The sequence below is a fragment of the Flavobacterium fluviatile genome (assembly GCF_010645065.1).
In the GTDB taxonomy this organism is placed as follows: Bacteria; Bacteroidota; Bacteroidia; order Flavobacteriales; family Flavobacteriaceae; genus Flavobacterium; species Flavobacterium fluviatile.
Map to the genome: position 1 here is coordinate 1 of NZ_JAADZW010000015.1, position 22310 is coordinate 22310.

16 protein-coding genes are annotated in these 22310 nt (G+C 35.0%); 14 read left to right on the forward strand and 2 right to left on the reverse strand.

Translation table 11 applies throughout. The features are described from left to right. Positions 1-375 precede the first annotated feature (375 nt). The 9 genes from GXM17_RS14470 (at position 376) to GXM17_RS14510 (ending at position 8881) form a co-directional block, all read left to right on the forward strand. Positions 376-1254 carry an AraC family transcriptional regulator gene (locus GXM17_RS14470; RefSeq protein WP_163400038.1) on the forward strand — a complete coding sequence of 293 codons (879 nt, stop codon included), beginning with the start codon at positions 376-378 and terminating at the stop codon, positions 1252-1254. Positions 1255-1329: 75 nt separating this feature from the next. Then, positions 1330-2646 carry an L-fuconate dehydratase gene (locus tag GXM17_RS14475; RefSeq protein WP_163400039.1) on the forward strand — a complete coding sequence of 439 codons (1317 nt, stop codon included), beginning with the start codon at positions 1330-1332 and terminating at the stop codon, positions 2644-2646. Positions 2647-2658: 12 nt separating this feature from the next. After that, positions 2659-3435 (forward strand): SDR family NAD(P)-dependent oxidoreductase, encoded by a 777-nt coding sequence (locus GXM17_RS14480; RefSeq protein WP_163400040.1) that lies wholly within the window; start codon positions 2659-2661, stop codon positions 3433-3435. Positions 3436-3458: 23 nt separating this feature from the next. Further along, the gene (locus tag GXM17_RS14485) at positions 3459-4313 is read left to right on the forward strand and encodes a fumarylacetoacetate hydrolase family protein (RefSeq protein WP_163400041.1); all 855 of its coding nucleotides are present in this window, start codon (positions 3459-3461) and stop codon (positions 4311-4313) included. After that, on the forward strand, positions 4313-5137 hold the full coding sequence (locus GXM17_RS14490; protein WP_163400042.1) for an amidohydrolase family protein: 825 nt from the start codon (positions 4313-4315) through the stop codon (positions 5135-5137). The genes GXM17_RS14485 and GXM17_RS14490 overlap by 1 nt, the downstream gene beginning before the upstream one ends. A 23-nt stretch (positions 5138-5160) precedes the next feature. Beyond that, a complete protein-coding gene (locus GXM17_RS14495; protein ID WP_163400043.1) occupies positions 5161-5940 on the forward strand; it encodes an L-fucose dehydrogenase in 780 nt (259 codons plus the stop codon). 9 nt (positions 5941-5949) lie between these two features. Beyond that, the gene (gene fucP, locus GXM17_RS14500) at positions 5950-7248 is read left to right on the forward strand and encodes an L-fucose:H+ symporter permease (RefSeq protein ID WP_163400044.1); all 1299 of its coding nucleotides are present in this window, start codon (positions 5950-5952) and stop codon (positions 7246-7248) included. Positions 7249-7312: 64 nt separating this feature from the next. Beyond that, the gene (locus GXM17_RS14505; protein ID WP_163400045.1) at positions 7313-7642 is read left to right on the forward strand and encodes an L-rhamnose mutarotase; all 330 of its coding nucleotides are present in this window, start codon (positions 7313-7315) and stop codon (positions 7640-7642) included. 78 nt (positions 7643-7720) lie between these two features. Then, a complete protein-coding gene (locus GXM17_RS14510; protein WP_163400046.1) occupies positions 7721-8881 on the forward strand; it encodes an alpha-hydroxy acid oxidase in 1161 nt (386 codons plus the stop codon). Between the two features lie 441 nt (positions 8882-9322). Here the strand turns inward: GXM17_RS14510 and GXM17_RS14515 are convergent, their stop codons facing one another. Together GXM17_RS14515 and GXM17_RS14520 are read right to left on the reverse strand one after the other, a co-directional pair. Further along, positions 9323-11080 (reverse strand): RagB/SusD family nutrient uptake outer membrane protein, encoded by a 1758-nt coding sequence (locus tag GXM17_RS14515; protein WP_163400047.1) that lies wholly within the window; start codon positions 11078-11080, stop codon positions 9323-9325. A 43-nt stretch (positions 11081-11123) separates the two neighbouring features. Further along, entirely contained in the window at positions 11124-14348 is a 3225-nt protein-coding gene (locus GXM17_RS14520; protein ID WP_163400048.1) for a SusC/RagA family TonB-linked outer membrane protein, read from the reverse strand. Between the two features lie 1154 nt (positions 14349-15502). Here GXM17_RS14520 and GXM17_RS14525 point away from each other — a divergent pair. The 5 genes from GXM17_RS14525 (at position 15503) to GXM17_RS14545 (ending at position 22273) form a co-directional block, all read left to right on the forward strand. Continuing rightward, positions 15503-16711: a glycoside hydrolase family 88 protein gene (locus GXM17_RS14525; protein WP_163400049.1), complete on the forward strand. Its 1209-nt coding sequence runs from the start codon at positions 15503-15505 to the stop codon at positions 16709-16711. Between the two features lie 163 nt (positions 16712-16874). After that, entirely contained in the window at positions 16875-18614 is a 1740-nt protein-coding gene (locus GXM17_RS14530; protein WP_163400050.1) for an alpha-L-fucosidase, read from the forward strand. Between the two features lie 56 nt (positions 18615-18670). Beyond that, positions 18671-19762, forward strand: a complete 1092-nt coding sequence (locus GXM17_RS14535; RefSeq protein ID WP_163400051.1) for a glycoside hydrolase family protein — start codon at positions 18671-18673, stop codon at positions 19760-19762. A gap of 224 nt (positions 19763-19986) precedes the next feature. Next, complete coding sequence (locus GXM17_RS14540; RefSeq protein ID WP_163400052.1) at positions 19987-21321, forward strand: sugar porter family MFS transporter; 1335 nt, start codon at positions 19987-19989, stop codon at positions 21319-21321. A 130-nt stretch (positions 21322-21451) separates the two neighbouring features. After that, complete coding sequence (locus GXM17_RS14545) at positions 21452-22273, forward strand: alpha/beta hydrolase (RefSeq protein ID WP_163400053.1); 822 nt, start codon at positions 21452-21454, stop codon at positions 22271-22273. Positions 22274-22310: the final 37 nt, after the last annotated feature.

Consider the following 22310-nt stretch of genomic DNA (forward strand, 5'->3'; position numbering starts at 1 on the left):
AATTTTTGGGCTTTTTAAAAGAGCTCAAATATTTTTCAGAATAACTTTTCAACTTACACAGTTAGTGAGACACTACCCTACCAAAGAAAGAGATATGTCATCGGGCTATAAGTTTTTATATCAAAATTTTTAATCGGTCGAAAAATCATTATTAAGTTCGTTGTTATTCAAAAAACATAATTCTTCAGATAGTATTGCTTAAACTAATATTTACAACTAATTATGAAAATCTTGAAGAGATAATGAAGATTAAAGGCGATTGGCGAGGATTTATGAAATTTCTTAATTTCATCCCTCTTTTATAATTAATTTGTAATTTTCCCATTTGAATATGATTATTACTTTTCTCACCATTAATTTTTAGATTGCAACTTAATGAAACTTCATTTACTAAACAGAACAAATATTAATAATCAATGTTTTTCGATAAGTTTGAATGAGGATGGCCATTTTTTGAAAAAATGGCATTGTCATGTTGAATTGGAGTTTGTTATCATTTTAAAAAGTACTGGAACATTATTTATAGGAGATAACATTGAAAAGTTTGAAGAAGGTGAATTATATTTGATAGGAAAAAATTTGCCGCATAAATTCCTAAATGATGAGAAATATTTTCAGAAGGAATCAAAACTAACAGCAGAAGCTATTGCCATACATTTTAATGAAGATTTTTTAGGGACTATGTTTACGGCCACTTCAGAAATGTTGCCCATTCAGGATATGTTTAGCAGAGCAAGCCAAGGCATTCGTTTTGAAAACACAGATGACGATTTAAAAGCTAAAATTTTGACTTTAAATAAAAAGAATGGTTTTGACCGGATTATTGAGCTGTTGAAAATTTTAAATCAGTTAGCTCATCACAAAGACCAAACAGTATTGTCAAGTATAGGTTTCCGCACAGTTCCAGGTAAAGGAGGTAATGATGTATTAGATAAAATGTATGATTTTATTTTTGATAACTTTAAAAATAATATTAGCTCTGGCGACATAGCCAATGCTGTTGCGATGAATCACTCTGCATTTAGCCGTTTTTTCAAACGGATACAAGGAAAAACAGTAACTCGTTATTTGAATGAAATTAGAATTGGTTTTGCTTGTAAACTACTTTTAGAGGCAAATTATAATATTTCCAATATCTGCTATGATTGTGGCTATAATAACCTTTCAAATTTTAACAGGCATTTCAAAGAGATAAAAGGAATGTCGCCTACAAATTTCATAAAACTTCATAAAATTAAGAATAAGGCAAAATAAGTATTAGTATGTGCATCTTTTTTGGTAGCGTTCGTAAATAAGCAAAACTATCTTTACTTTTTAAAATCTAACAGAATGAGTAAAGAAATTATTATTACAAACTTAGTTATAAAAGACGTACGTTTTCCAACAAGTAAATCATTAGACGGATCTGATGCTATGAATCCAGATCCCGATTATTCTGCAGCCTATGTTATTTTAGAAACAAATCATCCCGATGGAATATCAGGACATGGTTTGACATTTACTATCGGCAGGGGTAATGAGCTTTGTGTTGCCGCAATTAATTCTTTAAGCCCATTACTAATTGGTAAAGCATTGTCAACTTTTACGAATGATATGGCTGGTTTTTGGCGAATGATTACTGGTGATAGCCAATTGCGTTGGTTAGGACCCGAAAAAGGAGTAATCCATTTGGCTACTGGAGCTATTGTAAATGCCGTTTGGGATTTATATGCAAAGGTAGAGGGGAAGCCTCTATGGAAATTATTGGCAGATATGACACCAGAACAATTTATTGCCTGTGTTGATTTTACCTATATTACTGATGCGATCACTGCAGAGGAGGCTTTAGCCATGTTAAAGAATAAAGAAGCAACTAAAAAGGAACGCATTAAAAATTTGGAAGCAACGGGTTACCCTGCTTATACAACTTCTGCGGGTTGGTTGGGTTATTCGGATGAAAAAATGAGACGTTTGTGTAAAGAAGCCAAAGCAGAAGGTTTCAAACACATGAAAATTAAAGTTGGTTCAGATCTTCAGGACGATATGCGCCGTGCTGCAATTATTAGAGAAGAAATTGGTGATGATTTGAAATTAATGATGGATGCCAATCAAAAATGGGATGTGAACGAGGCTATTGCCAATATGGGCGAATTAAAAAAGTTTAATCCTTGGTGGATTGAAGAGCCTACAAGCCCAGATGATGTTTTAGGTCATGCAACTATTGCTAAAGCTGTAGCGCCTATTAAAGTAGCTACTGGTGAGCACTGTCAAAACAGAGTAATGTTCAAACAACTTTTACAAGCAGATGCTATTGGAATTTGTCAGATAGACAGCTGTAGAGTAGGTGGTGTCAATGAGATTTTAGCTATTTTATTGATGGCGGCTAAGTTCAACGTTCCTGTTTGTCCTCACGCAGGTGGAGTAGGATTGTGTGAATACGTACAACATTTATCCATGATTGACTATATTGTTATCAGCGGAAGCTTAGAAAACAGAATTATAGAATATGTTGATCATCTTCATGAACATTTTTATGATCCAGTTATAATTAAAAATGGAGCGTACATGTTACCAACAATGCCAGGATATAGCATTACTATGAAAGAGCAATCTTTAATAGATTTTGAATACCCTGTGGGAAAAATTTGGCAGGAAATTAATAACTAGTAAAATTTAAAAATGAGGTTTGATTTAACTAACAAAAATGCAATTATTACAGGAGGCGGAAGCGGTATTGGGAAAGCCATAGCCCTTGCTTTAGCAGAACAAGGAGCTACAGTTCATATTTTAGAAATGAATGTAGGAAATGGTCAAAAAACGGTAGCAGAAATTAAAGCATTTGGAGGTAAAGCTTTCGCTTACCAATGCAATGTAGTAAATCAGGAAGAAGTAACGACCCTTATTGTAGATATAGCGGGTGATAACAATATTGATATTTTAATAAATAATGCCGGTATTGCTCATGTTGGGAATATTGAAAACACTTCTGAAGCAGACTTAGACAGGTTGTATCAGGTTAATATTAAAGGAGTTTACAATTGTATCCAAGCGGCAATTCCTTTCATGAAAACTCAAGGGGGAACTATTCTCAATATGGCTTCTATAGCTTCTTCTGTAGGGATTTTTGACCGATTTGCCTATTCAATGACTAAGGGTGCTGTTTTGACTATGACCTATTCTATAGCTAAAGATTATGTGAAATATGGGATTCGATGCAATTGTATATCTCCTGCAAGAGTCCATACGCCTTTCGTGGACGGTTTTATCGAAAAAAATTATCCCGGTCAAGAATCTGAAATTTTTGAAAAACTATCTAAAACACAGCCTATTGGAAGAATGGGAGAACCAGAAGAAATTGCCAATTTAGTTTTATATTTATGTTCAGATGAAGCTTCTTTTATCACTGGAAGCAATTATGCTATTGATGGCGGTTTTGTAACTTTAAACGGGCAATAAAAACAATTAAAAAAATATCAAAAATGAAATTAATACGATTTGGAGCAACTGGTAGTGAGAAGCCAGGAGTACAATTAGAAAATGGAAAAAGAATAGATGTATCTGCTTTTGGAAGTGATTTTAACGAAGAGTTTTTTGGAAATGATGGCATTGAAAAATTAGAAGGTTGGTTAAAAGAAAATCAAGACAATTGTCCGGTGGTAGGCGAATCCACTCGTTTGGGTTCTCCGTTGGTAAGACCTTCAAAATTGGTTTGTGTAGGATTAAATTATGCACAACATGCTGCCGAAGCTGGTATGGAAGTGCCAAAAGAACCAGTATTGTTCTTTAAATCTACTACTGCTATCGTTGGACCTAATGATGATGTAATCATGCCAAAAGGAAGTACAAAAAGCGACTGGGAAGTGGAACTGGCTATTGTAATAGGTAAAAAAGCCTCTTATGTAGATGAAGCCGATGCTTTTGACCATATTGCGGGTTATGTTTTACACAATGATGTAAGTGAGCGTGCTTTTCAAATTGAGCGTTCAGGACAATGGTGTAAAGGAAAAGGATGTGATACTTTTGCACCCGTAGGTCCTTATATTGCCACTAAAGATGAAATTCCAAACCCAAATAATCTTAACCTATGGCTGAAATTGAATGGAGAAATAATGCAAAACAGCAGTACATCTGATTTTATATTTAATGTACAATATGTTGTAAGTCATATCAGTCAGTTTATGACCTTGTTGCCAGGGGATATCATTTCTACAGGTACTCCTTTTGGTGTAGGTTTGGGTCTTACTCCTCCAATGTATTTAAAAGAAGGAGATGTAATGGAACTAGGAATTGATGGTTTAGGTATTTCTACGCAAAATGTAAAAGCTTACATATAATGCGTATTGATGCACATCAGCACTTTTGGATTTATCATCCCGTGAAAGATGCATGGATTGATGATAGCATGCAAAAAATTCAGAGAAATTTTCTGCCATCCGATTTGTTTCCCATTTTACAAGCTCATGATTTTGAAGGCTGTATTGCTGTCCAGGCAGATGAATCTGTAAATGAAACTCGTTTTTTACTAAATCTCGCTGATCAAAATGATTGGATAAAAGGCGTAGTGGGATGGCTGGATTTTTTTGATCCGGAGTTAGGGGCAACATTAGATTTTTTTTCAACTAACAAAAAACTGAAAGGATTACGGCATATTGTGCAGGGAAAACCTGCAGGCTATATGCTGCAACCCGACTTTTTAAGAGGAATTTCTCTTTTGGAAAAATATGGGTTGACTTATGATTTGCTGGTTTATCAACACCAATTAGAGGAGGTAATTCAACTCGTTGAACATTTTCCGAATCAGAAATTTGTTTTAGATCATATTGGAAAACCTAAAATGGAGGGAAAGCCTGATGTAAACTGGTCTTTTTCCATCAATAAGCTGGCGAAACATCCAAATGTTAGCTGTAAACTATCTGGATTAGTAACCGAATCAGTAGATTGGAAATGGCAACAAGTTGATTTTGATTTGTATATAGATGTTATAGTCAATAGTTTTGGTACGGACCGGTTATTATTTGGTTCTGATTGGCCTGTTCAATTACTAGCATCAGAGTACCATGAGGCGCTTCATATAGTTTTATCTTATTTTAAAGATTATGCAAGTGATGAAGTTGACAAAATAATGGGATTGAATGCCAGGCGATTTTATAATTTATAATAGAATTTAAAAAAAGTACACTTATGGATTTAGGATTAAAAGACAAAGTAATTATAGTAACAGGTGGCTCTAAAGGGATTGGCAATGGTATTTGTAATCTGCTTGCCGAGGAGGGAGCCATACCGGTTATTCTAGGAAGAAGTCAATCAAATATTGTTGAAGCAGTCCAATTCATTCATGATAAAAACCAAAAAGCTTCCTATGCTTTTGCAGAACTAACAGATCCTGAACAATGTAAATTGGCTGTAGAACAAGTAATAAAAGAATTTGGTCGCATCGACGGATTGGTTAACAATGCAGGAGTAAATGATAATGTAGGACTTGAAAGCGGGGACTACGATAGTTTTATGGAGTCTATTAAAAGAAATTTGACTCACTACTATATGTTAGCTCATTATTGTTTACCAGAATTAAAAAAAAGCAAGGGACCTATTGTAAATATTGGTTCTAAAACCTCAGTAACAGGCCAGGGAGGCACTTCAGGTTATGCTGCTGCGAATGGTGGGAGAAATGCACTCACAAGAGAATGGGCAGTAGAATTACTACCGTACAGCATTAGAGTAAATGCCGTAATTGTAGCAGAAAGCTTTACGCCTTTATATAAAAAATGGATTGATACTTTTCCTAATCCTGAGCAAAAACTAAAAGAAATCACTGATAAGATTCCATTTGAGAAAAGAATGACAACTACTGAAGAAATTGCCAATACGGTAGTTTTTTTATTATCTGAAAAATCAAGCCACACAACTGGCCAATTGTTTTTTATAGACGGTGGCTATACGCATTTGGATAGAGCTTTATAATATTACAAAATGGAAAAAACTACAAGAGTACCTGTCGTATCAAAAAAGGTGTTGCTGCCTTTTATATTAATTACATCTTTATTTGCCTTATGGGCTTTTGCTAATGATATTACAAACCCTATGGTTGCGGCTTTTGCTACCGTTATGGAAATTTCTAACGCTAAAGCAGCGCTAATTCAATTTGCCTTTTATGGTGGATATGCCACTATGGCTATACCTGCTGCTCTTTTTGTTAGAAAACACAGTTATAAAAAAGGAATTTTATTAGGATTGGGACTTTATGCTTTTGGAGCCTTGTTATTTTATCCAGCTGCAAAATATGAGATTTTCGAATTCTTTTTAATTTCTCTTTATATTTTAACTTTTGGATTGGCTTTTTTAGAAACTACTGCAAATCCTTATATTTTATCGATGGGGGATGAGCGAACCGCCACACAGCGATTAAATTTAGCTCAGGCTTTTAATCCTATCGGTTCACTATTAGGCATGTTTGTAGCTTCTAAATTTATTCTCACTTTCTTAGAATCAGATAAAAGAAACGAGTTTGGCGAATTGATTTTTACCAATTTAGATGAAGCTCAAAAAATGGTTATTAGAACCCATGATTTGGAGGTGATTCGAAACCCTTACTTAATTCTCGGATTTGTAGTAATTGCCATGTTTTTAGTAATTACTCTCTTAAAAATGCCAGAGCAAGCCAAAAATCAAATTACAGGTTCTGCATATGATAGTTTCAAACGTTTAATCAAAAACGGAAAATATAGAGAGGGGGTTATAGCCCAATTGTTTTATGTTGCTGCACAAATTATGTGTTGGACTTTTATAATTCAATATGCAGAAAATCTGGGAATTACTAAAGCAGAAGCTCAAAATTATAATATTATAGCTATGGCTCTCTTTTTAATCAGTAGGTTTATTTGTACTTTTTTAATGAAATATGTAAGTTCAAGAATATTACTAACGACTTTTGCTTTCGGAGGTATGATTACCACTTTTTGCGTTGTTTTTGTTGGGGGCATTTTGGGGCTGTATTTTCTAGTGGCTACGTCCTTTTTTATGTCTTTAATGTTTCCTACAATATACGGAATTGCATTACATGGTTTAAAGGAAGAAGATACCACGCTTGGTGCAGCTGGGTTAGTAATGGCAATAGTGGGTGGCGCCATTATGCCTATCCTTCAGGGATTAATTATTGATTTTAAAACAATAGGAAACTACTCAGCTGTCAATATTTCCTTCTTACTGCCATTTTCTTGTTTCTTTATTATTGCTATCTATGGCTATAGGACTTTGAAAGTCTATAATTAATTCGCTTAAATATTAAAAAACAACAGATGCTGGATAACAAGAAAGCATCTTTATAATTATAAAAATGAAAAGATATTGTTTTGCATTGGATTTAATTAATGATTCTAAACTTATCAGAGATTATATTGAGTACCATAAAATAGTTTGGCCGGAAATCATTGAAAGCTTGCAAGAAGCAGGAATTGTGAATGCCGAAATATATCAGGTACACGACAGGTTATTTTTGATTATGGATACCAATGCTACTTTTTCTTTAGAAAAGAAAGCAAAAATGGATGCTAAAAATCCCATTGTGCAACAATGGGAAACTATTATGTGGAAATATCAAAAAGCATTGCCTAGTGCAAAACCTGGAGAAAAATGGGTATTAATGAATAAAATTTTTGAACTGTAAGGCTAACTTGTAATTAAAGGAAATTACGCTTAAAATTTAAATTCATTTTTTGTTGAATTTGAAGAAAAATAAATAAAAATGAACAATAATAAGGAAATAAAAATCAACACCAAATACCCTTCAATAGATGATTTAAGGAAGAAAGCTCAAAAGCAAATTCCACGTTTCGCTTTTGAATACCTTGATGGTGGTTGTAATGAAGATGTAAACCTTTATAAAAACACTAAAGAAATTAGAGACGTAGAGTTATTACCCTATTATCTAAGCAAGCATACGGGTTCGAGCATGAAAACGGAACTTTTTGGTCATACCTATGATGCTCCCTTTGGTATTGCTCCCGTAGGATTACAAGGTTTAATGTGGCCCAATGCTCCCGAAATTTTAGCTAAGGCTGCTTTTGAACATAATATTCCTTTTATCCTAAGTACGGTAACAACGAGCAGTATTGAAAGAATTGCAGAAATAACCGAAGGAAAATCGTGGTTTCAATTGTATCATCCTGCCGAAAATAGCTTACGCGATAGCATTATCAAAAGAGCCGAAGCTGCCGAATGTCCTGTGCTGGTCATATTATCTGATGTACCTACATTTGGATTCCGCCCAAGAGATATTCGTAACGGACTCGCCATGCCACCCAAAATGTCGGTGGCAAATATTTTGCAAGTATTAGGAAAGCCAGAATGGGCTTTTAACACATTAAAATACGGTCAACCTAATTTTGAAACCCTTAAGCCTTACATGCCAAAAGGTTTGGATTTAAAACAATTAGGAAAATTCATGGACGCCACATTCTCAGGTCGATTAAACGAAGAAAAAATCAAACCGATTCGCGATAGGTGGAAAGGGAAATTGGTTATTAAAGGGATAGCAAATGAATACGATGTAGAAAAAGCCATTACTTTGGGTATCGATGGAGTAATTGTTTCTAACCATGGCGGAAGACAATTAGACGCGGGAGAATCATCAATCAAACCGCTGGCAAGAATTGCTGAAAAATACGGAAAAGATATAAAAGTAATGATGGATAGTGGAATTCGCTCTGGCCCTGACATTGCTAGATCGATGGCTAGCGGAGCCGATTTTACGTTTTTAGGACGCTCATTCATGTATGGAGTTGCAGCTTTAGGAAGACAAGGTGGAGACCATACTATTTCGCTTTTAAAAACCGAATTACAGCAGGTGATGGAGCAAATTTGCTGTGAAAAAACCGTTGATTTTCCAAATCATATCATAAAATAAACTGTAGGATATATTTGCTTGCCTTGTATATTATTTTTTAGCTGGATAGAATTCATCACAATGTATTGTAATAAATAGTTGTTATTAAACAACATTATAAGCTGCCACAAAACTTGAGGCAGCTTTTTTGTTATTAACTTTTTTGGTTTATATATTCAAGTAAAAAAAATGTTTACGTAATAAATTAGATACTAAAACCCAAAACAAGTTGCATTTTAAGACTATACTTCTTAAGATTTTATAAGAGCTGAGTACTCCGTTACGCTTGTCATTAAAATAATGAAACTATTAGGTTAAATTTTTCTAAAAAGCTTATAATGAAATGGTAAAAGGGATTGTCCTCATAACAATACACAAATAAAAAAAAGCAGTTGAGAAATAACATTCCAACTGCTTTTAAAAACAAAAAAAAACTATTACTAATTATTAAAAATCATGTGATTACCAACCAGGATTTTGTACCAAATTTGTATTTTGTACCGTTTCGTTTATTGGTAATGGCCATAAATAATTTTTATGACTGTAAGGTCTGTTGGCTTTAGCATCAATGATTAATGCTTTAACCGGCCCCACCCCAGAAGGATAGTCCTCAACATATCCATAAATTGCCGTTGAAGGATTAAATAGATTGGTATTTGTGGCATACTCAGTACCTTCAATTACATATCCAACTAAATCCTTATTAATTAAACTTATTGCTGTATCCCATCTTCGAATGTCATTCCAGTGATTGTTATCTTCCATGTATAATTCAACTGTTCTTTCTCTCCGAATTTCATCTAACATATTCAGGTTGTTATTGTTTACCAATGCATTTGTAAGAGGAGCGATTTTAGCTCTTTTTCTTAGTATATTAATTGAAATATCCAAATCACCATCTGAGATAAAACCATCTCTTTCATACAGGGCTTCTGCATAAGTAAGTAGTACTTCTGCATATCTCAAGTGTGGATAGTTATAACCTTCTGTTCCTACAGCTCTGTATTTGTTCCAGGTTGTAAATTTCCAGTTGGTCAAATTGGAGTTGTTTACACTTGAAATAACCTGAATAGGACGAGAACCATTATTGATAACACTTTCTCCAAAGTTACCCCACATTCTTCGGTCTCTATTTATAAATTGTGTCGATTGTTTTGCGTAACCTTGAAATAATGGTGACTTAGCAATTGGTAACCCATCTATACTGCTATACATGTCTAATGCAATTTGTGTAGGAGCATTTCTGGCAGCGTTAATTTGTGTAAATTGTCCTGCTCCAAGTTGATTACCAGAATCATGATCAAAAATAGTTTGAATAATAAATTCCTTATTTGTTGCTTTAGTATATCCTCCCGGATTCGAGTTTGAGCCCTCTAAGGTAAACAACCATTTGTATGAATTATTTTCCATTTTAGGGTCGCTGTTCTTGTCCCAAATTTCATATTGGTTTTTATCCATAACTGCTTTGGCAGCAGTAACAGCTTGCGCTATGTATGCCGCAGCATTATTTTCTGATCCAGATCCCTGAAAATCGGTAACTGTGCCTACGTATTTTTCCCAAGTACCTTCAAATAAAAGCACGCGGGCTTTATAAGCTAATGCGGCAGTGCTGCTAATTTTACCAAGGTCGTCGCCTGTTGTTGTTTGTGGAAGCCCCGCTATCGCTAAATCTAAATCGGCAAGAATTTGTTTTACCACTTCATATCTGCTATTTCTAGGAGCATACAAAATATCTGAATCAACATTTGTCACTTCAGTAACAATTGGAACTCCTCCAAAGCGTTTTAATAATCTAAAATGTTGGTAAGCTCTAAAAAAATATGCTGTAGCCACTGGAACACTTATTTCTTCTTTAGTACCGTATCCTTTTTTTACATATTCATCTGCTTTTTGAAGTAAAACATTTATATCTCTGATATAAGTATATCCATTATTCCAGTAAATATCGGTATCGGTTGCAGTATTAATTCCTTGTCCGTAATCTTGAAAATACCCGCTCAACTCAGTACCATAATCAGTGATCATATCAAAACCATCGTTATTGGTTCTTTGAGGGGAATGAAGACCTCTATAAAAGTTATTAGATGCATTTACAAAGTCTTGCGGTTTATCAAAGTATACCTGCTCTGTTATACTATCTAAATCTTGCAAGTCAAGAAATTTATCCTCGCAGCTAAGCAATAAGCAGGCAAATGAGAATAAGATTATTATTTTTTTCATGTGATTTTTTTTAAAATTTATAAATCTGAATTTTTGCTATTACTTAAAATGATATATTTACTCCTAACGCAAAAGTTCTTTGAAAGGGATAAATGTTTCTGTTATTATCGTTGGTATTCGCTAAAGTAACCCCAGATTCAGGATCAAAACCATCAACAAGGGAACTAAATTCAAAAAGATCATTTCCAGAAAGATAAATTCTTATTTTTTCCATTTTTAATTTATCTAAAAGATATTTAGGCAATGTATATCCAACTACAATATTTTTTAATCGGATGTATCTGTTATTTTGCACGAAAAAGTCGTTGCTATCCCAATTCCATCTCGCAAGATTATTTTGGGCTGTTAATCTTGGATAGTTGGCTCCGGTGTTTTCCGAAGTCCACATTTTTCCATTATAAGCCGTAGTTTGGTTTGAATATGGTACACTAAATGGGTAGGCATTAATTTCTCCTCTAATAACATTTTGTTCTAGTTGGCCTTGAAAAAGTGCTGTAAAATCAAAACCTTTATATTTTGCACCTAAGTTAATACCAAAAACATAATGAGACTGAGCATCCCCAATGTATTTGACATCTCCTTGGCCTTTTTCAGCATTTGCATTTTGATCATTGATTACTCCGTTACCATCTAAATCAACTTTTTTAGCATCTCCTACACGCAGAGCAGATGCTCCTAAAGGAATTTCAGATCCGGGACCACCATACTGCGCTATATACGCGTCAACCTCTGCTTGTGTTTGAAAAAAACCATCTGTTTCCCATACAAAATATGAGTTTAAAGGATATCCTTCTACACTAGTACGAACACCAGCTTGTATCGCATTTCCTCCCTCTAAATTAACTAAGTTGTTTTTACTGTCACTCATATTAAAGCCAACGTTATATGAAAAATCTCCTTTAGTGTCCTTCCAGTTTAAAGATGCCTCCCAGCCAGTAGTTCGTAACGTTCCACTATTGGTTTTAGGAGGTGTTGCTCCTAAAACTTCTGGATAAGTAACATTTATAAGCATCCCATTATTAACTTTTTCATAGATATCGAAAGATCCTGAAAGTTTATTATTAAAAAATCCTAAATCAATACCGGCATTTTTCATCACAACTTCTTCCCATGTACGTGTAGTGGTGGTTAATCCATCAATATAAGCCGTTGGACTTAATGTTCCTCCTGTACCAAATAGTTCAGTGCCGAATCCAATTGTAGATACATAATCATATGGTCCGATACCAACTTGATTACCACTAGTACCAACACTCGCACGAAGTTTTAAATTACTTAAATCTTCAAAGTTTTCTAAAAATGCTTCTTTGTGCATATTCCAGCCCACAGACACATTACCGTAATTATTAAATTTATAGCCTTCTGCAAATCGAGAAGACCCATCTCGTCTGCCTACTAACTCAATTAAGTATTTGTTTTTGTAATCGTAATTAATTCTTGTTAAATAAGAATATAGACCATATTGAGTTTGTCCCCCTTCTGTTTGCTGAACACCTGTAGCAACATCAATATCATATACACCTTCATCTACAAGTCCAAATTTTCTACCTAAAACAGCTTCATACATATATTTTTCGGCAGTTAAACCAACCATGGCTTTGAAGTTATGATCACCTAACCTTTTTTCATAGTTTAAAAAAGCACCATAGGTCTGATAGGAAGATGAGGTTGCTTTAGATTCAATTTTTGGATTTGGATTGATGGAGTTAGTGTTTTCGCCATTCCAATTGTATAACGGAACATTTAAAGTTGTAATATCACGTCTTTCGTTCACATTATTGTAAGTTGCGTTTGCATTAGCACTAAATCCTGAACCAATATCATAATTAAGATTTAAAGTAATTCTACCAATCACTTCATCTATATCATCTCTTCCACCATCAGTAGTACCGGCAATAGAGTTGTTGTTTCCAACACCAAAGTTGGCATACCATTGTCCCATTGGATTTTTAGCCGGAAAAACAGGTGGATCTTGAGTTACCAATGCACGACCAAATGAAGAAGTTGGGCTGGAGGTAAGATTTTTTTGCAAGGAGATATTTGTTCCTAAATTTAATTTTTCAGTAATGTCAAAATCGGTGTTTAACCTCAAAGAGTATTGTTTTATTCCATCATAGGCTGTTTTAAGAGCGCCTTCAGATTCAGAATGACCAAAAGACACTCTATATCTGGCTTGCTCAGAACTTCCAGATATACTTAAATTTTGTTGCTGTCCGGTATTACTACCATACAATTCATCATAACGATCGGATGGACCCAAATACACAAGTCCATTATAACCCCATGCGCCTGGAACCGTTTGATAAAATCCTGCTTGACCAGAAGCAAAGCCCTCAACAGTTTCCTTCCCCCAATTCCAGTAGTTAGGTGTAGTGTCTTGTTCAGCAGCATCTAACCATAATTGTCCGTACTCTTGATAATTGGTAAGAGGAGGCCTTTTTCCCAGTATATTGGCTCTAAGCATAGTACTAAATTCCACCTTCATTTTACCTTTACCTTTTTTAGTAGTTACCAAGATTACACCGTTTGCAGCTCTTGAACCGTAAATTGAAGCAGCACCATCTTTAAGTACACTTACGCTTTGAATGTCATCAGGGTTCATTTGAAAAAATTCGTTATCATCAAATACTGGAGCACCATCAATAACAATTAGTGGACTTCCTCCGTTTACCGAAGTAGCTCCCCTTATTGTTAAGTTTATACCTTCGTTTCCTGGTCTTGAAGAAGATCTGTTAATTACTAATCCAGGAGTTTCTCCTTGTAAGGCGAGGGCAACGTTAGAAACGGCACGATCTTCAAAAACTTCTGAAGTAACCTGATCAATAGAGCCTGTTAAAGACTCTTTTTTTGATGTACCATAACCAACAACAATAACTTCATCCAACTCACTTAGGTTTGATTCTAAGATGACATTTAATGCAGTCTGGCCGTTTAATGGAATTTCTTTTGTTTTGTATCCTATAAAACTAAATACTAAAATAGCGTCGCTAGAAGGTACATTGATAGAATATTTACCATCAAAATCGGTTGAGGCGCTTATTTTGGGATTCCCTTTTACGAAAATATTTACACCAGGTAATGACATACCGTCGTCTGCAGAAGATACTGTTCCGGTGATGGTCAAGTTTTGATTACTAACCACTGAAGTCTCCAACTTTTTATATGGCTCTTCTCCAGCGTAGGTACTACTAATGCTTAAGCCAAGTAATAACACCGCTACAAGTTTGGGTTTTATTAAATATTTGTTTGTTGTGTTACTTTGATACATAAATATACTTTTGTTTATAGAGTTTGATTTTATCGTGAATGTTTATTTATTAAAAATGAACATTATTAGTTTTAAGTTATAGCTAAGAAGCAAACTAGTGAGTAATTTAAAAATGCGTTTCTGTTAAGTGTGTTTTTCTTTATTCATAGTTAAAGGGATTTTGTTAATTTATTTTGTTATAACTAACTAAAATTAATTAGCTATTTTTTAGAGGGTATTTCTGTTAACAATTTTATAAATAATATTAATTATAAAGATTAAAACATGAGTCTATGTGTGTAAATTATGACCCATTTTGGCTTATAATAAGCTCTTAATAGTTATATTATCTACAATGTATTATTTAAGCATACTTTTTTCGAAAATAATTCTTATATTCTTAGTGAATGATTAATTATTTTATAAAAGTAAAAATTTAGTTACATTTTTTTTGCTATATAGATAATTTAATCTTTTGATTTATTAAGGATGTTGAATAATTAAAAACATTTTCTTTTGGTAACTTTTTGATGGAAATTATTAATTATAAATTTTTAAATTTTAATGATGTCATTTTTTTGCAATTGCAATTCTTTTTCTAAAAGAGGAATTCCTTATGTAGTCACTTTTCATAATTGATCTAATGTTTAGGGGGAAGTAATTGTATAGCAATTATGTATTAAAGATGAGGGCGGCTTCAGTAGATAACTATAAGTTTCTTAGCTTTTTTCCTTATATAATAATTAAAGTAGCATCATTTAAGTCAATCAATAAAAGACTGGATTTGCATCGGTAGAAAAGAATTCTTTAATTAATCATCTTGCATATACAGGTAAAAAGTGTATTTACATTTTGGACAGCAAAAGACAATTAGACTAAAAAAGACTTGTTTTTTATACTTTTTAAATAACATGAACTAATGAAAGATAATTGTCCATAACTAAAAGTATAGGTAAGTGTTATTTTAATTTTTGATTAATTACGCAAAAAACACTAGGTAAAAGAATGATATCTTACAGTCTTTGAGTAATAATTTACACTTGCTTTTTATTCTTCTTCTTAAAATTGTTCTTTAGAAAAGGGGTTTTTATTTGAGTTTAAAATTCATCTAGATTATCTCTGCAAAAGATTTTAAGTTAAAAAGATTATTATTTCAAAACCAAAAGACTGTAAGTATGGCAAGATTATTTTTATTCCTATCCTTTTTTGTACTTATTGCTTGTTCGTCAGGCAAAAAGGGTGACTCGGTATTCAACCCTGCAAAAACATTAGATTTAAGTGTATTAAAAACAAAACAAACAATAAAAGGGTTAACCGTTGCCGACAGTTTTCCCAGAAACATTACAAAAGGAAAAAAGGATTGGAATTTAGTAGGAGTTAGAGATTGGTGCAGTGGTTTTTGGCCTGGAGTGCTTTGGTATACTTATGAATATTCAGGTGATGAAACGATTAAAGCTGCTGCTGAAAAATTTACCCTGCCTTTAAAAGTCATAGCTTATACGCCAGCTGAAGATCATGATATTGGTTTTCAAATCTATTGTAGTTATGGAAATGGCTATAGACTAACAGGAAATGAAGAATACAAAAAGGTAATGTTGGCTGCTGCTGATACGCTTGCTACCTTATATAATCCTAAAGCTGGCTCTATCCTATCATGGCCTGTAAAAGTGAAAGAACTTGGTCACAACACCATCATTGATAATATGATGAATTTAGAATTACTTTTTTGGGCGGCAAAAAACGGAGGTGATAAAAAACTGTACGATATTGCTGTTCGCCATGCAGAAGTTACGATGAAATATATTGTGAGACCAGACAATGCCGTATATCATTTAGCGCGTTTCAATAAAAAAACAGGTGAATTTATAAAAGGGCAAACACACCAGGGATTTGCAGATCAATCCATGTGGTCAAGAGGACAAACCTGGGGAATTTACGGGTTTGCGGTGGCTTACAGAGAATCAAAAAATGAAGCATTTTTGAACACATCTATAAAATTAGCAGAGCATTTTTTAAATCGTTTACCAGAAGATGGTATTCCATACTGGGATTTTGACGATCCAAAAATACCTAATTCTCCTAAGGATGCTTCTGCTGCCGGTGTAGCAGCTTGTGGTTTGTTAGAATTAGCAACATTAGTTGAGGACGAGAAATTAAAAGAAAAATTTATCAGTGCAGCGGAAAACTTTGTACAGAAATTAGCTTCTAAAGATTATTTTAGTGGAGACACCAATCAAGCGCTTTTACTACATTCTACAGGACATTATCCTAAGAACTCCGAAATAGATGTACCTATTATTTACGCTGATTATTACTTTATGGAAGCCATGTTACGACTTAAAAAAATAGAAAAAGGAGAGATGGCGGTAGTAAACGCAAAATAAGGAATGTTCGATGTACTTTGGTGCAATTCATCTAAAAGGCAGGTTTGAAGCTGTAATTTGATTGAGGATAGTTTCGTAGCACCGAAAAATTCAAATAGAAATAGAGTGCAAGTCTACCGTTTGCTACTAAATCCATTTGTGGATGTAATAATAGTTTAATAAAATGAAAAAAACAGGCGTTATACTAGGATTTTTGATGGTGTTTTTTACTACCATTCAAGCGCAAAATAAGGCAGCTGCTCAAAAGATTTCACTCGAAGAAAGAATGAAATGGTGGGAAGAAGCTCGTTTTGGGATGTTTATACATTGGGGAATTTATTCGGTTCCTGCTGGTTTTTACAAAGGGGAAGCCCAAACCAACAGTGCTGAATGGATTATGAATAAAGGCAAAATTCCGATAGCCGAGTATGAAAAATTCGCAGCCGAATTCAACCCGACTAAATTCAACGCCAAAGAATTTGTAGCCCTTGCCAAGCAAGCAGGCATGAAATATATGGTTATTACAGCCAAACATCATGATGGCTTTTCGATGTTTGATTCTAAAGCCAGCGATTACAATATTGTCGATGCTACGCCTTTTAAGCGTGATGTTTTAAAAGAATTAGCGAAAGCCTGTCAGGAACAAGGAATTAAATTTGGCTTTTACTATTCACAAGCTCAGGATTGGCATCACCCAGGAGGTTTAGGTAACACTTGGGATAAGGATTTAAAAAGAGTGAGTAGTGATCAATATGTGTATGAAAAAGCGCTGCCGGAAGTTAAACAATTGTTGACCGACTACGGACCAATCGCTATATTTTGGTGGGACACGCCGCGAGAAATGACAAAATCGGTAGTTGATAGTTTGTACCATATCACTACAGCATTACAGCCAAAAATCATCACCAACGATCGTTTGGGGGATAATTATCCTGGTGATCATAAAACGTTTGAGCGAAATGGACCCCGATACAAACCTGAGGCTAGGTATTGGGAATTGTGCCAGCCCATTAGCGGTAGTTGGGGATACAGAAGCGATGATAACAAATTCAATTCGACCGAAACACTGATTCGCAATCTAATTGACCAAAGCAGTAAAGGAGGCAACTACTTATTAAATGTGAGTCCTACTAGCGAAGGAACTTTGAAACCAGAAGCAGTAGAGCGACTAAAAGATATAGGCAGCTGGATGGATAAAAACAGCGAAGCAATTTACGGTACGCAGGCAAGTCCTGTGACAACCGAACCAGAATGGGGACGCATTACCATGAAGACGGTAAATAACAAGGGTTTGTTGTATTTGCATGTGTACAATTGGAAAGAAGGGGCGTCTATTCCGGTCGCACTTAAAAATAAGGTAGAAAGCTGCTATCTATTAACAGACAAAAAACGCAGTTTTAAAACCCAAACAGACGAAGATGGGATTAAGGTAGCTTTAACTGGAACTGCTCCAGATCAGGTGGCTTCGGTAATTGTATTGAAATTGCAAGAAATGCCGAATGCTTTGCCTCAAAAACCTCTCGGTCAGGATGCCGAAGGAGTAGTAGTGTTGCCTGCTGTTAAGGCACAATACGAAAACCTGCAAGGGCCAGGAGCGCAATACAACGATCACACGGATACGGTGGGAAGTTGGGAAAGCGAAACAGCCAGAGTATATTGGAATTTTGATATCACAAAACCAGAGGAAATGGAAATTATAGCCCAATTTTCTGGAGAAAAAGATACGCAGATAAAAATAACGTTCAACGGTCAATCGAAAACGGTAACCGTTCCTGCAAGTGGCAATCCAAAGCGTTTTAAAACGGTAAATTTAGGTTGTTTTAATGTTACAAAAGCTGGAAAACATGAAGTATCCTTTATGCCGGTAGCTGATAAATGGCATCAAGTAAATCTTAAAGAAGTAAAATTGCAGCCAAAAAAATAAACAGATTTTAGCGGCGATTTTTGAGCACTATTTTCCTTTTATAGATAGGCTTTACAATGAAAAAACGTTTATTTTTATTTTTGGTAATTCTGAGTACTACTTTTGTTAGTGCTCAGAATTTTATTTTTGATAATCTTAAAGAAGCCCCAGTAAACGGTGGTCTTCAAATGAAAGACTATTGGGTTTGGGGTAGTTCGGTTATCAAAGGCGAGGATGGAAAATACCATATGTATGCTTCCAGATGGCCTCATTTTTTACCTTTTCATCCTGGTTGGATGATTGCTTCAGAAATTGTACATGCCACCTCCAATACTCCCGAAGGACCCTATCAATTTCAAGATGTGGCTTTAGGAGCCAGAGGAGCGCAATATTGGGACGGCAGGTCTTGCCATAATCCTAAAATTGTAAAATACAAAGACACTTATATTTTATATTACATGGGCTCTACCCATCCTTTTGAGGAGGTAACTCCAGCGAATGTTGCTGCCTTTGACTTGGCGAGTAAATGGTGTATTGCGGGACGTTGGGGCAAACGAGTGGGGATTGCGACTTCCAAAAGTCCGTATGGCCCCTGGAAACGTTTGGATGCACCAATTTTGGATGTAAAACCAAATTCTTATTACAGCTTTTTAACCTCAAATCCTTCGCCATTAATCAAAGAAGATGGTGCTGTGGTGCTTCTTTTTAAAGGAAGAAGTTACAAAGCAGATGGTATTTCTAACTCGGATATGAGTATCGGAGTGGCAACTGCTCCTTCCTATCAAGGTCCTTATACCGTGGTGGGCGATAAACCATTATTTTCGGTAGATCATTTTGGAGAAATAGAAGACCCACACCTGTGGAGCGATGCCAATGGGTTTCATATGATTGCCAAAGACCAGCGAGGAAAAATTACTGGCACAGAAGGGGATGGTGTATTGGCACATTCCAAAGACGGTATTCATTGGACTGTAGATAAAAATCCAAAGGCCTATACGAAATTAGTGCATTGGAATAACGGACAAACAATCAAACAAGGGCAATTAGAACGTCCTTTTGTTTTTGTCGAAAATGGGCAACCCACGCATATCTTTTTTGCGACCATGAACGGCTCAGGAGGTTTCCAAAACGGAACCAAATCTTGGAATATGGTTATTCCGCTGAAATAATTTCTGTTTCAAAAAAATCAATAAAAAATAATGATTTTAAGACCATTTGTGTGGCTTGATGTCAATTATAGCGCAATTTACACGCTAAATAGGCTATAGTTTATATACAATGAATCATGACTTATACCTGCTTTTAAAGCGTATTGTTATTATTGTTTTAAGAAATCTATTAAAAAACCAAAACCTAAAAATTATAAAACAACTCTTTATTAAATCGTAAAACAATGAACAAAAAAATTATATTATGGTCTATTACTGCTGCCTTGGCCGGATTTTTATTTGGCTTTGATGTGGTGGTGATTTCAGGTGCCGACAAAAAATTACAAGCGTTATGGAATTCTACTGATTCTTTTCACGGATGGGTGGTAATGGGTATGGCATTATGGGGAACTGTGGTAGGGGCTATTTTTGGAGGGATTCCAACAAATAAGTACGGCCGTAAAAATACACTAATTGTTATTGGAATTTTATTTGCTCTATCGGCAATTGGTTCTGGTTTGGCTACAGGCCCTTGGTTTTTTGCTATTGCGCGTTTTGTGGGAGGCATTGGAGTAGGAGCATCAACCATTGCAGCGCCAGCCTATATTTCAGAAATTGCTCCTGCAAAAGATAGAGGTCGTTTAGTGGCTTTGTACCAATTTAATATCGTTTTTGGTATTCTAATCGCTTTTTTATCTAACTATTTATTGAGTGGCATCGGCGAAAATGATTGGAGATGGATGTTGGGAGTGGAAGCTTTTCCTGCCATTTTATATATTTTATTTGCTTTAAAACTGCCTAAAAGTCCAAGATGGCTTTTGTCTCAAAACAGAAATGAGGAAGCTATCGAGGTGGTGAAAATTATCAACCCCGAAATGAATGATTACGAGATTACCGAAATCGTAAACGAATATCAGAATCACCATGACAAGAGCGACAATTCGGAAAATATTTTTATGAAAAAGTACCGTTATCCGTTGCTATTGGCTTTCTTATTGGCTTTTTTCAACCAATTATCCGGAATTAATGCCTTTTTGTATTATGCACCACGTATTTTTGAAGAAGCTGGTTTGGGCGAAAGCACAGCCTTGTTAAGCAGTATCGGTATTGGGATAACCAATCTTATTTTTACGTTGTTAGGGGTATTTTTGATTGATAGATTAGGAAGAAAAACCCTGATGTATATTGGTTCTTTTGGATATATCATTTCGTTAGGATTGGTTTCTGCAGCCTTTTTCTTGGGGTGGACAGGAATGGCAGTGCCTATATTTTTATTCCTTTTTATTGCAGCACATGCCATTGGCCAAGGGGCTGTAATTTGGGTGTTTATTTCTGAAATTTTCCCTAATCATTTACGTGCTTCGGGACAAGCCTTCGGTAGTTCGACTCATTGGATTTTGGCTGCTATTATTCCGTCGTTGATTCCGTTTTTATTCAATCACCCGATTATTGGTCCTGGAGTTGTATTCTTGGTTTTTGCAATGATGATGGTACTTCAATTGTTGTTTGTGGCTTTCATGATGCCTGAAACCAAAGGAAAAACATTAGAAGAGTTAGAAGAAATCATGTTGAAAAAATAAAATTGTTTTCATTTGAACCATTAAGGAATTAAATTTCATTATGAATAAACTTAATTTTCTTAATGGTTAAAAATAGAATGTTTTTGGATCCGCTTAGCGGATAGTCAAAAAAGAAATAAGCGTTACTGAAATGAAAAAATGGTTTTCCTTTTTATTGTGTTTGAATGTTGTCTTTACGGCTTTTGCATCGACTGTAGATACCCTTGTGGTGCACAGCAAGTCTATGAATAAAAGCATTAAAAATGTTGTTATCTTACCAGATTCGTATCAACAAAAAGGAAAAAAATATAATGTGGTCTATATGCTTCATGGCGCTGGTGGCGATTACAAGTCGTGGTTGTCTAAAACGCCAGAAATTAAAAAATATGCCGATGATTACGATGTGGTTTTAGTATGCCCCGATGGCGGTAAAACCAGTTGGTATTTTGACAGTCCAATGGATAACAGCATGCGCTATGAAACCTATATTTCGAAAGAATTAGTAGCACAGATAGACAAGAGCTATGCCACAGTACCAGCTGCTCAAAACAGAGCCATAACGGGTTTGAGTATGGGCGGTCATGGTGCTTTGTACTTGGCTTTTAAGCATCCAGACATTTGGGGAACAGCGGCAAGTATGAGCGGCGGAGTAGATATTAGGCCTTTTCCGTTACGTTGGGATATTGCCAAAAGATTAGGTTCTTATGCGGAATATAAAGACAACTGGGAAAACAACACCGTCATCAATCTGGTTCATTTGCTAAATGATAAAAGTTTGAAATTGCTGTTTGATTGTGGCGTAGACGATTTTTTTTATGATGCCAATAAACGATTGCACCATAAGTTATTGGAACGCAACATTCCGCATGATTACATAGAACGCCCCGGCGGACATACGAATGCGTATTGGAGTAATTCCTTACCCTACCATTTTCTTTTTTTTAATACTTATTTTCAGAATGCAAAAAAATAATAGATTATGAAAGGAGCATGACTCAAAATTTGGTCGC